This is a genomic window from Pseudomonas putida group bacterium ESBL64 (assembly GCF_045277175.1).
Lineage (GTDB): Bacteria > Pseudomonadota > Gammaproteobacteria > Pseudomonadales > Pseudomonadaceae > Aquipseudomonas > Aquipseudomonas alloputida.
Genome location: NZ_CP145799.1, coordinates 2,294,429 through 2,310,546 on the forward strand (window position 1 = coordinate 2,294,429; position 16,118 = coordinate 2,310,546).

Consider the following 16,118-nt stretch of genomic DNA (forward strand, 5'->3'; position numbering starts at 1 on the left):
GCCCGGCGGCCACTCACACCCATGCTGAGCGGGAGTGGCCGGGCATTGGCGTCGCGAGGGGGCAACGGTCAGGCAAGCGCACGCTCGGCATGGCACCTCAGTGCGATATCGATGATGGCTTGCTGAGTATCGATGGGCAATTGCGGATAGATCGGCAGGCAAAGCACCTGGCGAGACACATGCACAGCATGTGGCTGAGCCGACAATGCTGCGCTGGGCAAACCGCGATACATGGGAAATTCGCTGATCAACGGATAGAAGTAACGCCGCACCAGGATGCACTGTTCACGATATCGGTCGTACAAGGCATCACGACTGCAGCCAAATTGCTGCTCGTCTATCAATACCGGGCAGTAGGCGTAGTTCCACTCCAAGCCTGCCGGCGGCTCCAGCAAGCTGATGCCCTTCACGCCTTCCAGACCTTGGCGATAACGTTCGAAAACCGCGCGGCGTTGGCCCAGCGCACTGTCGATATGACGCAACTGCAACAAGCCAAATGCGGCCTGCACCTCATTCATCTTGCCATTGATGCCAGGCGCCATGACGGTGGTTTCATCCGCGAAACCGAAGTTTTTCAGGTAGTCGATGCGCTGCTTGATCTTGGCATCCGGGCAAATGATGGCGCCCCCTTCGAAGGTATTGAAGACCTTGGTGGCATGGAAGCTCAGGATTGATAGATCACCGTGATTGAGAACGCTGACACCATCCTGGCGCACGCCAAATGCATGGGCGGCATCGTAGATGACCTTCAGCCCGTACGTATCCGCCACTCGCTGAATGCCCTCAACGTCGCAAGGTATCCCGTAACAGTGCACCGGCAGGATCGCGGTGGTGGCAGGCGTGATCGCCTCTTCGATCCGCTTGGGGTCGAGGTTCTTGCTGATCGGGTCGATGTCCACGAAAACCGGTTTGAGGTTGTTCCAGAGCAGCGAATGCGCGGTAGCCACAAACGAATAAGGGGTGGTGATCACTTCACCGGTAATGCGCAGCGCCTGCAGCGCCGCCACCAACGCCAGCGTGCCGTTGCAGAACAATGAAAGGTGCTTAACCCCCAGATAGTCGGCAAGCTCCTGTTCCAGCTGCTCGTGAAAAGGCCCGCCATTGGTCAGGCGCTTGCTATCCCAGATCTCCTGCAAGTAGGGCATGAATTCTTCAAGGGGCGGCAGCAGTGGGCTGGTGACAGTAATCAGATCGGCCATGACGACGAGTCGCTCGCGAGAAAAGAGTGAGGAGGCTCATGGCACAGCAGCCATCGTCGATACTGGCCCGCGTCATGAACCTGACGATTGCGTTGGCGGAGCAAAAAACCGGCCAACATCGCGCTCGATCATCCATCCGCCACCAGAAGCATCACCTTCAGGTGCGCCAGAGGCTCACTCCCCCGGCTTGTCCTCGCCCGCCAAGAGTCGCGCCTCCAGCGACAGCAGGGCCTGTCTACGCTCCTTGATCCGCCTGGCTGGCACCCCGGAGTAGATGCCGAATGCCGGGCAACTCTTCGACACGAGGCTCAACGCCCCCACTGCAACGCCATCGCCCAGCACGACACCTGGCAGGATGACACTTCCAGACCCGACGATCACATGCCGCCCCAGGCAAACGTCCGCAGTGACGACACCCTTGAAGGCATCGGGAACGGTCGGATTGGTCAAACTCGCGCCACTGTAGTCATCACTACTGCTGTACACCGAAACCCTCGAAGAAAGGCCACTGAAGTCGCACAGGGTGATTTTTCCGGCCCCCGTCAACAGGCAATACACGGCGATGTGAACATGGCTCTGGATTTCTATCCCGCCGGCACCTGCAGAAAGCACGCAGAAATCGTCGATGCGCACATTGTCGCCAATAGCGATATTGCGGCAATTATAGTAAGAGGCCTTGTCCGAAAGACGCACATTGGCGCCGACGCGGGAGAAACCCATTGCCTCGATGTCGGCGCTGCTCAAAAAGCCCATAGACCCTCCTCCGCTCAGCGGCTGGTGCGCTTACAGCCGCTGCAGCACATAACTGTTCTCGAAACCAGCGACGACGCCCAGCACACTGAAGCCCCTGAAGTAACCAGCAGCACGCAACAGGTCCACGGCGGGACCGACCTCGGGAGAGTACTGATGGTCGCCGTAATCGTCGAAGACGACAAAACCACCACGCACCACACTTGGCGAATACAGGAGGAAATCCAGCAGCACATTGCGCCCTGCATGCCCCCCGTCGATGTGCAACAGCGCGACCTTCGGTGCCAGCGCCTGGAATCGCTCGATACAATGCTCCGAATACCCGCGCAGGATATGCGCATCGGGCAACAGCAGCGACTGGTAGTGACTGAACTCCTCGAACTGATTGGGCAGTTCGAACGGGTCAATGCCAATCACTCGGCGCTCGCGGTTGCACACCTCGTTCATCAATACCAGCGACTTACCCTTCCAGACGCCAATCTCTACCACGTCGCCTTCTACGCCATCAAGCAGCAGGGCCAAGTAGCCCAACAACTGCACATGGCCATGGAACGACAGTTCGGAGCGACTCATCGCCTGCTCCGGTGGCAGCGCCTGCTGCGCTTGCTCGTAGTGCTGGCCAATCAGCGCCCACACCTGGGAAATGCTGTCGACCAGACCCGGATTACTGATGAAACCTTTTAGATCCTGGAGGGAAATCATACGGGGCTGAACGTCCTGGGCAGTTGCCGGTTCACCGGTCAAGAAAAAGTCCGCGGTCATGGATCTACAGCCGAACCGCATTCGATACTGCTGTATCGGACGCGCTGCGCAAATCTTAAGGCATTACCAACAGGCCATGAACCTGCCCACTGAACAGCGCGCACAAAAAAACCGCCAACGCAGGGCGGTTTTCTGTCCGAGCCGATGGTTCAATCAGAACGCTGCAAAATAGCCGAGCCCCACGACAACCCGACACCGAAGCCGCTGATCGCCACACGCTTGAAGCTGGAATCGAGCACATGCTTCTCGAGCAGCAGCGGAATGCTGGAGGAAACGGTATTGCCCGTCTCGATCATGTCCTTGACGAACCGATCCTTGAGCGCCTCGCCTTCGTCAGCCTCCTCAAAACGTCGGGCAACCGCATCGACAATGGCGGCGCTGCCTTGGTGGATGCAGAAGGCATCGACATCCTTGGCCTGCAACTGGCTGGCCTGCAACAATTCCTGCAGGTGCGCAGGCACCTTGAGCAGGGCAAAGTTGAAGACCTGGCGCCCGTTCATGAAGAATACGCCATCGGTCACTTTCAAGTGCGGCGCACCCGCACCATCAGTACCGAAGCTGGCCTTGCCCAGTTGCCAGTGAGCATCTTCGCCCATCCAGGTTGCGGTAGCCGCATCACCGAACAGCATGGCCGTGTTGCGATCCTCGGGATCGACGATCTTCGAGTAAGGGTCTGCCGTGATCAACAAGCCGTTCTTCAAGCCCGCCGCTTCCATGAACCCCTTGAGCGCATAAAGGCCGTAAACGTAGCCAGAACAGCCCAGCGACACATCGAAGGCCGCTACCCGCGTGGTCAAGCCCAGCTTGTCCTGCACGATGGCTGCGGTATGGGGCAGCCCCTCTTCGTCACCGTTCTGAGTGACCACGATCAGCGCATCGATGGCCTCACGCGACAACTGCGGGTTAGCGGCAAACAACGCATTGGCTGCCTCTACGCACAGATCGGATGTCTCCTGGTCATCGGTTTTACGCGGCAGGAATGCCGAACCGATCTTACCCAGAATGAACGTTTCGTCCTTGCCGAAACGTGCACCTTGTTCGTAATTATCCGTGCCTTGTGCCGGCACGTAGCTCGCAATGCTCTTGATGCCAATCATCATGGCTTCCCAATAATATTAGCTGCTCTATATCACCGCTCGGCCCAAGGGAATCCAACCTCCTGGGCAGCAAGCGAGTGCAGGCGAACGGCCGGCAGCATCGACCGGCCGGAGGCCACCGTAATGATATAGAGATGCACTTAGTGACCCGCAAGTCACACCTTTGGCTAACCATCTCATATTTGCAACGCTCACGCACCTGTCGCAGGCCCGCGCCTGCGCCAGGTGCGCTGCATGCCCGCGACGCGCTAGGGCAGGCAAGCCTGCAACTGATCAGATGTCAGAGGCGTCCGCGAGCTCCCCTGCCCTGCGGCTGTGGCTGCGCTTTCAAGCAGCACTGGCACCTTGCGCACATCCGCATGTACGCCTTGCAAAAGGCGCGCAAGCTGGGGATCGGCCACCAAGACCCGATCAAACCCTGGCAAGGCTTGGCGAATGTACTCGGGCAGTTCCTCGGCACAGCCCAGGCTCGACCCGGCCATGGCGGACAGGTCCAGCACCTTGACGCCCTTGTAGTATTGCCCGAAAAGCGCCAATACCAGCGGATCCCAGCGCCCTTCCCCTGCTGGCACGACCAATACGTCCGGCGCCATTCGCAACAGCTCCGCCACTTGCAGGTTATGCGCCCCGACCGACACCGTGGCGCATTCCTTCAAGCCGGCCCAAGGCTGAGCCAGGCTGGCAATCTGGCCAGGGCTGTTCAGCAACAAGACCAGTGGCCGAACACGCAGCCCTGGCTCTATCAATGGTTTGTCGTCGACCGCGAAGCCATTGCCACCCAGGGACAAGTTACGATTGTAGGCAGGATCATCGACCAGCATCGGCATCCAGCGCTCGTAGAATGCCAGCTGCTCTTTCACGAACCGCACCCGCTTGGCGCTGTTGGCATGCGGGTCAAGCATGACCTGGCTGACACTGCCTTCGTGCATGACCACCGCGCGGTGGGCCCAGACCGTCAGGAATCCGGCCTGCCCGACCTTCAGACAAAGGTCCACATCGTTATAGGAAACAGCGAACGCCTGTTCATCCAGCCCACCAACCTGCTCATAGACCGACTTGCGGATCATCAGGCACGCCGCGGTGACCGCACTGAAGTTCTGGTCAAGCTGGCTGCGCCCCATGTAGCTGGGCGCCTCAGGATCAAGCCCAAGCCACGGATGCTCAGCTGGGCCACGCAATCCCAGCACCACACCCGCATGCTGCAGCTTACCGTTCGGATAATGCAGACGCGCGCCAACGATTCCCACTTCCGGGCGCTGGGCATGATTGAGCAATTCGTCCAGCCAGTTGGCATCGATCACTTCGGTATCGTTGTTCAACAACACCAGGTACTCGCCGCGCGCAGCCGCTGCAGCCTGATTGTTCATCGCAGAGAAATTGAACGGGTGCGGATAGCGCAGCACGCGAATCCGCGCATCCGGCATCGCCTCCAGCCCGTCCAGCCAGTGCCTGGCCTCCTCTGTCTCACTCTGGTTGTCGATCAGGATGACTTCGAAATGCGGATAACGGGTACGCTCGAAGATGCTTTCCACGCACCGCGAAACCATGGCCAGCTGATCGCGGGTCGGCACCAGGATCGACACCAGCGGGCGCTGCGCATGGCCATAACGCAGATGGTAAGCGCGCGGTCGCGGCTGCAGCACGACGCCGCGGTCATACCCCCGGGCAGCCAGGTGACGACGCAATGCGCCGAGCTCGTCATGGTTGCTTTCGCGCTCGTCGTGATCGCTGATCAGCAACAGTTCGTCACAGTGGCCAATGCCGGACATGCCACCCGCTTCGATCATCCGCAGTATGAAGTCCAGCTCCGTAGCGTGCGGGAATTGGGCACTGTAGCCACCAAGCTGAACGAAAACCTCACGGCGGATGAACCAGTGTTGCGCCATGCTCCGTGGCGAGGACAACAGCAGATCGAGGTTGAACGAGGGTCGGTAGAGCGAGGTCAAGGTGCCCCCCGGCAAGCGCTGCAGTTCATCGCAATAGACTGCGCGGCAAGCGTCGGCCTGCTGCAGCTCGACAGCCACTTTGAGCAACCCGTAAGGCGTGAAGGTGACCCCGTTCTGCGCTACCAGCAGCCATTTCCAGCCAGCGCTTTCCACCAGGCGATTGAGCTGCTGCTGCCAGTCACGCGGTTGCACCCTGACAAAATGCAGTCGATCGGATGCCTGGGTTGAAACCGGCGGTATCAAGGTTGTCAGCACGACGATCTGATAGTGGATGAACTCACCCTCAAGCAAGCTATCGAGCGACACCTGCAACTTGTCCATGTCACCTTCGAGGTCGAGCAGCACCAGCCCAAGCAAGCCGCTCTCCAGTTGCTCATTCAGCATCTGCAGCTGCTTCTCACCAGGTTGCCAGGCATGCAGACGTTGGTACAGCATGCCGCTCAGGCTCTCTTCAAATATCGGCACCGCGCCGCCACGTTGCGCTTGCTCAAGGCGCTCCAGCCAGGCTTCAAGCCGCCGAGCCAGCTGCTGTTCACCGTTGCGCTGCAAATTCGCCAGCTGCTGTCGGCCAAGGTCAGCATCGAACGGGTAAAGGTCAAATGCCTCTCCTGCCCACTCATTCAGTTGCTCTGCCCCCTGCCCTTTGCGTGGCCGTGCTCGCTCACGCTGATCAAGCAGGGTAGCCTCCAGCACTTGGGTCTGAATCGCGCCACATGGCACCGCGTGCACGAGGAACTCGATCTGTTCGAGCACCTCGAAGAATGCCTGGTTGTAGAATGGCATCTCCATGTACTGCACAGGCTGGAAGCGGTGCTGGGCACCTGCGCGCCAACTCAGCTCGCAGCTGAAGATCTCTTGCAGCACCAGCGATACCTTGGCCGCCAGGCAACGCCCGATTTCGCCGACAGCCAGGCGCACGAGCTCAGCCGTCCCGTCCATGCCCGGCAATGCACTGATGGCGCCGATCAACTGCTCGCGACTCGCAACCGCCTCGGGATCGGTCCCCAGCAGTTTTTGCTCGATTCGCGCCTCAATCTCGGCCTCGGGATAGTTGAGCGCCCGCACGCCATACGCTACAGGCAATACCCGCGCCTTGGCCTGGCTCAGGAAGAACAGGGCCTGGCCGACCGCGAGCAATTCACCGTCCAGCACTGGCGCCTGCTCATGCCAGCGGCAAAGCAGCTCAGTGCGCATCACTGCATCGAGCATCGGCACGAAATGTCGGGCCTGGCCAAGCAGGCGCTGAGCCGGCTCTTGCTGGGCATGATCTTCCGGCCCTTTACGCTGACGCAGGCAATAGCGGATGCCGACGCCAGAAGCGAGATAGCCCAGGCCATAGCCATGGCAGTAGCCGTAGTCGAGATTGGCTTCGAGAAAATCCACGCACTGCTCAAGGGCATCCGCCACGAGAAAATCATCGGCCTTGATGAACGCCACGAACGGCGTGTGTACATGCTGCACCGCGAAGGCGTGCAGTGCCTGGTCACTCGCCGATGCCAGCTCCGGCTCATGGTAGTAATAGACTTGTGACGGATCGACCCAGCGCGCAGGCTGCGCGGACGTATCCACAACCATCAGGCGGTCTACCAAGCTGGCATGATACTGCACGGCACGGCGCAACAGCACAGGGTGCCCACGACTGATGACCACCAATGTCAAACGCTCGGCGCAACTTATCCGCCCACGCTGCTCTGAGAGACCTTGCATACGTAAATCCTTCACTAAAAAATGCACGCCGGTGCCATCTGCGACCCAACGGCCCGCCACGGGTCAGCCCCGTGGCACGGTTGTGTACATTCAAATCACCCAACGATTTTTTCGCCGCCTCACTGCCGTAACTCAGGTGGAGACGGGTTTATGACGCTTAACGGGCAAGTTGCAGGAAGTGCGCCAATAGCTCGGGCAAGGCAAGATCCGGGGCTGGTTTCAGTCTGCCAGCCAACCCCACTGCCAATGCTGGAGGTTGTCTGCGCGCAGCATGAAATTGCGCTGTACGGCTTCGCGCAGCTCATCGCCCGATCGATAACTGGCATCGGGATCGTGCAGGTGCATGCGAATGGCATCCACCCATTCCCGGGTACTGTTGCTGCGCACACGCGTACAAGGCAGATCGCCTCGATAGGCAGCGGTATCGGTGCAGATCACCGGATAGCCACAGGCACCATACTCGAGGAGGCGCAAGTTACTCTTGCAATCGTTGAACACATGGAATTCCAGAGGAGCCAAGGCCAGGTCGAGGTTCAAGCTTGCCAATTTCGACGGGTAGGCCTGCAACCCCACCAGCGGATGAAACTCGTGCACATAAGGCTTGAGCACATCAGGGCACATGCCAAAGAACACCCACTCCACCTCCGCGGCCAGCTCTCGCACCACCTCGGCGATGATTTCAAGGTCCCCGCCATGGCTTGTACCACCGCCCCAACCCACGCGCGGTTTCGACGATATGGCCCGGTGACTGCGTAGACCTGCCCAGCGCTCAGGGTCCAGCATGTTGGGCACGACGCGAATATCCTGATGCATATCCGACAGCACATCGGCCAACGCCTGGGTGGTCACGACCACGCGATCGCATAGGCTGATACCTTTGCGCAGGTGCTGTTCGATATCACTGGGCTTGTTGCGTGCATGGCTGTTTTTCTTGGGTGTACTGACTACATAGTCATCGATCTCGAAGATTCGTCGGGCGTTGGAGAAACGCGCCATGCGCCCGATATCGCGGACGGTTTCTTCATTGTGCCGCAACTGCACGACGATCACGTCGGGATCGATCCGGGCGAGTTGCACCACACTCGGCACTTCGTAAGCCACCCGCCCGACGATGTGGCCTGCCATTTCCAGCTCATGGAAAGGCTGAATGACACGATACTGCCCCACCGCCGAGGCATTGACCGGTAACGCCAGAACGCTAGGCACCGCCCGGGCACAGAAAGGGCTCCAGCCACCCTGCTGGCCAGGGTCGAGGCTGAAATTGGCGAACATCAGGTTCAGATTAGGGTTGTAGGCAGGATCTCGCGCTACGGCTGGCAACCAGCGTTCAGAGAAGGCGTCTTCCTGGATCTGCCGCTCGGCCACAGGCACCTGCAACAGCTCGCGCGCTTGCGAATGCAAGGTTGCATACGGCGTCCACACCACCAGATAACCTTGGCTACCCGCACGCATGCACAGGTCGATCTCGGCCAGCCCCGAGGAGAACCGCGGCGTATCCAGGCCACCCAGCTCCTCGAACAAGGCCCTGCGCACCATCATGCAGGCGCCGCTTACCGCACTCCAGTTCTGCACCACCTGCAATCGCTGCAGATAGCCACGGCCATGGCCGTCTTCGCCGACACACACCGGACCTGCAGAATCGTTGACCCCCAGCACAATGCCCGCATGCACAAGCTTGCCAGACTCATTCAGCACCCTGCCGCCCACCACCGCCACCTCGGGTCGCTGGGCATGCAGCAACAACTCGCTCAACCACTGCCCGTCGGCCACCTGCAGATCGGCGGCGACCATCACCAGGTAGTCGCCGAGCGCTTGCCTGCTGGCGGCATTGATCAACGTTGCGGCATCGCCACCGAGCCCTGCCCCCAACACTCGCATGACCGAATTGCCGACCTCGGTCATGGCCGCAAGCCATGCAGCCATGGGCGGATCCATGCCGTCTTCGGCCAGCAGCAACAGCTCATATCGCGGATAAACCGTACGCTCCATGAGGCTCATCACACACTGCTGCAGCGCGCCAAGATCGGTGCCACAGCTCACCAGGATCGAAACCAACGGCTGCTCTGAATGAAGGTATTCCACCCGATTGAGCAAGGGCAACGTATCATGACCCATGCAATGGGCAACCCCCATTCGGTCAAGATGCGCACTGACAATCCGCGGGCTTTGCCGGATCACTTGCTCCTGCGACAGCCATTGGGCGAAACTCAACTCCGACTGCATCTGCAGCTCGGCAATATGCTCGATGACCTGCGGCCCATGGGCTTCCACCATGCGCCAAAGCAGATCATGCGGGGCCAGCTCACCGAAAGACGGATCAAGGCCACCCAGCGCGTTCAGTGCGTTGCAATCGAAGGCCAGAGCACGTCCCACATAGGGATAGCTGCGCATCAGGTCGATATTGAAATCCGGTTTGAACACCGGTTCGCAAGCCAGACCATCGACCCAAGCACCCTCGTCGCCATAAACACACATCAGGCCCGGCAACACTGCAATGCGCTCCGCCAGCAACAGCAAGGCGGATTCACTGAGTCGGTCGCCCGCCCGCAGCAGATAGACCCAGTCGGCGTCATGGCCTGCCTTGAGCAACTGGTTGAGCTGGCGTGGCCAGTCGCTTTCCAGGGCGACATGCGTCACCGGCAGCGACACATCCGACTCCATATTCGACAGGACGATGCAGGCCTGTGCGCCATAGAGCTGCTGATTCAGACTATCGAGCGTGTGGCGGACAGCCTGCTCACGGCCATCAGCATCGATGACCAGTACCTTGATGCGCGGTTGACGTGGCCAGGACTGGATAGTGCGCGGCAGTTGCCGGCGCTGAGCCGGATTGAGCTGGCGGCCGGCCAGCCACTGCTGGTAGAGCTGTTCATAACTGTCGCAATCACTGCCGATACGCCCGAGCATACAGGTCTGCCAATTGCTCAAGAGCAGCACCATGTTCATTTCCTGCCAGTCTCGCCGGGCGTCGGTCGCACCGTCCAAGGTCACGTAGCGCACCCAGCCAACCGCAGGCGGCGCCTCGCTCCCCCGTTGCGACAACATTTGCTGCAGCCACCCCCACTCGGGGGCAAGGGCCTCGATGACCGGCGCCTGGTTGCTCAGACGCTCTGGGTGCAAACGTTCGATCAGCAACACATCGCTAAGCATCACGAAATTGCCGCGACGCAGCAGGCAACAGAAAAGCGCTTGGTCAAGCAAGGCGACAAAGCCGTTCTGCGCTTGCGTCAACGCGTGCAGCAACGCCAGTGCCGGCTCACGACGCAGCAATGCGCCAGAAAAATTTCCCAGAAAATTCAATGGCCGGCCATCGAGCAGGGCAAGCATATCGCCGCCATTGAACAGGCTATCAATGCTGGCAAAGCGTGCGTTGTTCAAGCGCATCGGCAACACGTAGTTACTGGCATCGGCAAACATCCGTTGCGCCAAGACCAATGTCACATCGTCATGCGCCTGCAGCACCTGTACCTGTCGCTCAACGCACAGCGGAAAAAGCCTGTCGTCATCGCAAAGCACTTTGACAAAGTCACCACGCGCCAACTCCAGTGCATGCACCAGGTTCTGCGCGAAGCCCAGCCGCGAGGCATTACGCTCATAGCGAAGCGCAACGCCCTCTGGCACCTGCACCGCCGCCACCATGGCCTCGATCTCGTCGCCCTCACTGTCGTCGCTGACCACAACCTCAAGCCGCTGCTGCGTTTGCAGCACCGCGCTCTGCAGGGCCATGGCGAAGTAACGGGGATTGAAGGCGGGGATGACAATACTGACGAGAGGGAGCTCAATCACAGCGCAAGACCTTTAACAATGACTGTGCGCCAGACCTTTCGGCATGGCGCACAGAAATGAACCGATAGGCGTCAACTCAGATATAGTTGACCAACGACAAGCCAGCGACCTTGGCATAGGCCTGCAGTGACGCTTGCAGCATGTTGGTCTGCATCTGCAGGCGCAGCATCACTTCGGCCGGGTCGCTTTCGCGGATCGAACTCTGGGTCTTGGTGTTCTCGGTGCTCAGCGCCTCGTTGGTCTCGACCTGCACATCCAGCGCCTGGCCACGGCCACCGATCGCACTGACCGACGACGATACCTGGTTGGTGGCACTGGCGATGTTGCCAATCGCCGAATCCAGCGAGGCGAGGAAGTTCTGTCGGGCCACCGGGTCGTCGTCCACCGGGCTGGTCAGGGCGGTACGCAGCTTGCCGATGGTGTCGAGGATGTTCTGGGTCTGATGGGTATCGACCTTGACCGCGAACGAGTCCCCGGCGTCCGGTGTGCCAGACAACTCGAAGCTGACCCCTGCCGCAGTGGCGGTGGTACCGCCCGGCCCGCCCAACGTACCCGAGGCCACCGGTCGGCTGTCAGCCTTGACCGGCGTGGCGTACAGTTCGAAGGTGCTGCTGCCAGTGAACTTGAGCACCGCCCCACCGCCCGGGAAGGCAGCCTTGTATGCGGCCTGATCGGTGATGGTCGCGCCCGTCACCTGATCGGAAGAGGTATTGCCAGGGCTGCGGGAGCCGGAAATCTCATCGGTCTTGGAGCTCAGGCTGAAGGTATGCCCTGCGATAACGGCATCTTCATTACCCTTGTCACCATCCTTGAAGGTGATGTCCAGGCGCAGATCGACACCGCGGAAATTGATGGTCGCGTTGTCGCCATTGGGGTCGAACTTGCCGCCCTGGCTGGCTTCGAGCGTGACGTCATTGTTATTGACGTCGGTGATCTTGTACTCGGTACTGCTGATGAACTCGATCTTGTACGGCTCGCCGCTACGGAACCGATCATTGTAGGTAGAGCTACCAGCAACCTGACCATTGGACAGGTTGATACGCCCATCATCGACCGCCGGCGCAGTCAGCTGAGTCTGGGTCCGACTGGTATTGAGCGCCTGCTCGAAGGCGTCATAACCGGTTTCGTTGGCAGCCAGGCTGAGCATGTCTCCCACCTGCAGGTTCAACTTGCCTTGATCGCCCTGGTAACTGTAGGTGCCGTCCGCATTGCGAACGTAAGGCGGCGTATCGCCCTTGGAGCCCGAGAAAATGTACTTGCCACTTTCGTCCCGGCTATTCATCAGGTTGAACAGCTGATCTTCCAACGAAGCCAGTTCGTCAGCATTGGCCTTTCGATCAGCATCTGTGAACGCACCGTTACCGGAACTAATGGCCAACTCATTCACACGCTGCAGTACGTTACCAATCGAAGTCAGGGTACTTTCCGCAGTCCCCAGCGCGTTACGCACATTGACGGTATTGGTCGAATACTGGTTCAACATGCTCTGCTGCTGCTCAAGCTGCAACAAACGTGCGGCGCCCACCGGGTCGTCCTTGCCGGAGCGCACACGAATGCCATCGCTGGACTCCTGCTGGCTCTTCACGCTATTGGCGAAGGTGCGCTGATAGTTGGCACTGCTGGTGTTGTAAAACTGCGAAGTAGAAATGCGTACGCTCACGATCTACGGCTCCTTAAAGACTGTTGATCAGGGTGGCGAAGGTTTCCTGGGCCGCCTTGATGATCTGCGACGACGCGGTGTAGTACTGCTGGAACTTGACCAGATTGCCGACCTCTTCGTCCACCGACACGCCCGACAGGCCGTTGCGGCTGTCCAGCGCCGAGGTGTGCAATGCGTTGGTGGCATCACTGTCCATTTGCGCCTGGCCGGCCTTGCCACCGACGTTGGACACCAGCTTGGCGTAGGCATCGGTGAAGCTGATGCCCTTGCCATTGGCACCCACTTCGATCGTGGACTTGGTCTGCAGGTCAATGATCGCCTGAGCATTGCGGTTGTCTGACGAGCCTGCGCCGGTCAGGCCCACGGTATAGCTGTCGCCGTTCTGTGGCGCGCCGGAAACGCTCATTTCAAAGGTGAAGTTGCCGCCCAGCGAGTTGCCATTGCCATCCACCATCGGCACCGACAATTGCAGCTTGTTCTCCTGGCCCGGCACGATGGTGCCGCTGCCGATCTCAGTGCCCTTGGCGTCGTACATCTTGTAAGCCTGGGGCGAAGTGGTGTTGTCACCGAACACCAGCTTGACCGGGGTCGAATAGGTCAGACCCGTCTGCAACTGCGAACGCTGGGCAGCATCATAGATGTCAAGTTTCGATGTCAGCGTGGGCTGGGAGATCACGCCGGTGCCTTTGTTGCCCGAGCCACTGGTGGCGGTAAGCGGTGACGACAGCGCCAAGCCTTTGGGGTCGGTAAGGACAGTTTCGATGTCTGCAGCGGCATTGCGAGTCGGGGTAATCTTGAAGCTGTCGCCGGCAGCCAAGCCACCACCGTTGAGCGACAAGGTGAAACCGTCGATCACAGGTGCGGGGTCATCACTGAGGTCATAGCGGCCCATCTCGGTACCTTCCGGCAGCTTACGCACGCTGTAGCCCGTGGCACTTGTGAAGGTTACCTGGTAATCGCTGGTAGACAGCTTGCCGGGGTCTTTGATGGTGACGTCCAGGTTGCCGGAGCCAGCGCTGTTGGTCGACTTGGCGATGCTGCGCTCACTGATGGCCTTGGCACTGTTGATATCACCGAACAACGTGGCGCCGAAGTTGCCGTTCTTGTCGACACCCTGGGCAAGCTGACTGTTGATGGCATCGGCCACTGCCAGCGCCACGCGCCCCAGCTCATTGAGGGCCGGGTCGAGGGTATCGGTACGGTAGCGGATCAAGCCCCCCAGCTCGCCACCCGTGGCGCTACTGGTAATGTCCATCTTGGTCGAGCCGCGGTTGAGGATCAGGTTCGAACGGGTCGGGTCGGCCGCGCTCGGCTCCACGCCCAAGGTCTGGGTGGTCTTGCCCAGTACCAGCGCCTGCCCGTTCTTCAGGTAAACATCGTAGTTGCCTTCACGCTCGACCACGTCGGTGCCAATCAGCTTGTTAAGCTCACGCACCGCACCATCTCGCTGGTCAAGCAGATCGTTGGGCTGGCCGGCAGTAGCACTGACCCGCGTGATCTGAGTGTTCAGTTCTGCGATGGTCTTGGTCAGGTTGTTGACCTGATCGGCAATCCCAGCCATGTTGCTGTTTACGTTGCTCAACTGCTGATTGAGCTGTGACGACAAGGTGTTGAAACGCTTGGCCAGGGACTGTGCGCTGGACAACAGCAATTGGCGCGAAGAGTCTTCCGCCGGCTTGGCCGCCGCATCCTGCATGGCAGTGAAGAATGTTTTCAGCGCGGCGGTAATACCGGTATCGCTACTGGACAGCGAGGTATCCAGCGGCGTGATCTGATCCAGGTACGAGGACGCCTCACTGCTCAGCGAGGTGGTCGTGCGCAGCTGGTTCTCGATGAACGCGTTGTACACCCGGCGCACGTCCGCCAGGGTGGTGCCACTGCCGATGAAAACCTGGCCGACCTGCTGGCCGCCCTTGGTCTTCTGCACGTTCTGCTGGCGCGAGTAGCTTTCGACATCGGCGTTGGCGATGTTGTTACCGAGGGTGTACATCCCCGATTGCGCGGCACCCAGCCCCGACATACCAATGTTGATCAGACTCGCCATGGTTCCATGCCCTTAAAGTTTCGTTGCAGTACCGAGCATTGCGTAGTGCTCGTACGACTTCATCTGTCTTGCGATCTGCGAGATCTTGCTGGCGTAATTCGGGTCGGTGGCGTACCCGGCCTTTTGCAACTCTTGCACGAACTGCTCTGGTTTATCGGCGGCCTTCACCGCATCTTGATAGCGCGAATTGTTCTGCAACAGGCTCACCAGGTCGTGGAAGCTGTCCTGGTAGGAATCGTACGAACGGAACGCCGCCGTCTCCTTGACGAACTGGCCATCACGGTACTCGCTGGTAATCGCCCTCGCCTCACCGCCGTCCCAGTTGCCAGTGGCTTTGATGCCGAACAGGTTGTGGCTGCTGCTGCCATCGGTGTTGCGCATGACCGACTTGCCCCACCCGGTTTCCAGTGCAGCCTGGGCCACCAGGTAGCGTGGATCGATACCAATGCGCTTGGCCGCCTGTTCGGCCATCGGCAGCATGGTGGCGACGAATTCATCGCTGTCGCCAAAGGCCTTGTTCGGTGCAAGCGGCGGCTGGGCCACGGCGCGGCCGACAATGCGCAGGCCGTTGTCCGGCACGGCGAAGGCCTTGGCCACTTGCTGGCCGTCACGGGCAGGCACAGTGGCGGTATTTGCAGTGGCCGCCGATGGCACGATGCCGGCCAGCAGGCGATCGGTGAGTTTGCTCGGCAGCGCCAGACGACGCGCGTTGAGTGCAGCGACGTCGTTGCGGGTGGCGGTCGACTGGGTGGCATGCACGGGCTCGGCCACCTTGTTGCCCCACAGCGCCGGGGCGTTGCCCTCGGTACGTGGAAACGGGCTGGTGCTGGCCTGGCTGGCCTTGTTCTTCGACAGCTGGCGCACCAGCACATCCTGCAGCCCGATACCACCACCTTCGCGTGACATGCTCACAGCCAGTTGCTGGTCATACATGTCACGGTACTGCTTGACCGTTTCGGTGTTCATCGGGTTGTCGTCGGCCAGTACGTCGCTTGCCTTGCGCGAGGCCTTGAGCATTTCGCTGATGAACAGCGACTCGAACTCCTGGGCTACCTTGCGCACGTTGGCATCGCTGTCGCGGTCGCCATGCTTGAGCGAACTCAGGCGATTGAGATCGGTGTAGGCACCGCTGTCGGCACTGCCGGAAACCAGGCTTTTGCTGTTCAT

Annotated in this window: 9 protein-coding genes; all 9 read right to left on the bottom strand. The window is 59.9% G+C overall.

Going from position 1 to position 16,118, the window contains the following annotated elements:
- Positions 1-68: 68 nt before the first annotated feature.
- The 9 genes from V6093_RS10410 to flgJ all read right to left on the bottom strand — a co-directional run bounded on the left by V6093_RS10410 (position 69) and on the right by flgJ (position 16,118).
- Entirely contained in the window at positions 69-1,199 is a 1,131-nt protein-coding gene (locus V6093_RS10410; RefSeq protein WP_047604188.1) for a DegT/DnrJ/EryC1/StrS aminotransferase family protein, read from the bottom strand.
- A 174-nt stretch (positions 1,200-1,373) separates the two neighbouring features.
- Positions 1,374-1,952 carry an acyltransferase gene (locus V6093_RS10415; RefSeq protein ID WP_047604190.1) on the bottom strand — a complete coding sequence of 193 codons (579 nt, stop codon included), beginning with the start codon at positions 1,950-1,952 and terminating at the stop codon, positions 1,374-1,376.
- Positions 1,953-1,982: 30 nt separating this feature from the next.
- Positions 1,983-2,651 (bottom strand): class I SAM-dependent methyltransferase, encoded by a 669-nt coding sequence (locus V6093_RS10420; RefSeq protein ID WP_047604317.1) that lies wholly within the window; start codon positions 2,649-2,651, stop codon positions 1,983-1,985.
- Positions 2,652-2,860: 209 nt separating this feature from the next.
- Positions 2,861-3,808 carry a ketoacyl-ACP synthase III gene (locus V6093_RS10425; protein ID WP_047604319.1) on the bottom strand — a complete coding sequence of 316 codons (948 nt, stop codon included), beginning with the start codon at positions 3,806-3,808 and terminating at the stop codon, positions 2,861-2,863.
- 248 nt (positions 3,809-4,056) lie between these two features.
- Positions 4,057-7,461 (bottom strand): glycosyltransferase family 2 protein, encoded by a 3,405-nt coding sequence (locus V6093_RS10430; protein WP_052196239.1) that lies wholly within the window; start codon positions 7,459-7,461, stop codon positions 4,057-4,059.
- A gap of 219 nt (positions 7,462-7,680) precedes the next feature.
- On the bottom strand, positions 7,681-11,247 hold the full coding sequence (locus tag V6093_RS10435; protein WP_108078341.1) for a glycosyltransferase: 3,567 nt from the start codon (positions 11,245-11,247) through the stop codon (positions 7,681-7,683).
- A gap of 76 nt (positions 11,248-11,323) precedes the next feature.
- Entirely contained in the window at positions 11,324-12,907 is a 1,584-nt protein-coding gene (locus tag V6093_RS10440) for a flagellar hook-associated protein 3 (RefSeq protein WP_047604192.1), read from the bottom strand.
- A gap of 13 nt (positions 12,908-12,920) precedes the next feature.
- On the bottom strand, positions 12,921-14,951 hold the full coding sequence (gene flgK, locus V6093_RS10445) for a flagellar hook-associated protein FlgK (protein ID WP_047604193.1): 2,031 nt from the start codon (positions 14,949-14,951) through the stop codon (positions 12,921-12,923).
- A 12-nt stretch (positions 14,952-14,963) separates the two neighbouring features.
- Complete coding sequence (gene flgJ / locus V6093_RS10450) at positions 14,964-16,118, bottom strand: flagellar assembly peptidoglycan hydrolase FlgJ (RefSeq protein WP_047604194.1); 1,155 nt, start codon at positions 16,116-16,118, stop codon at positions 14,964-14,966.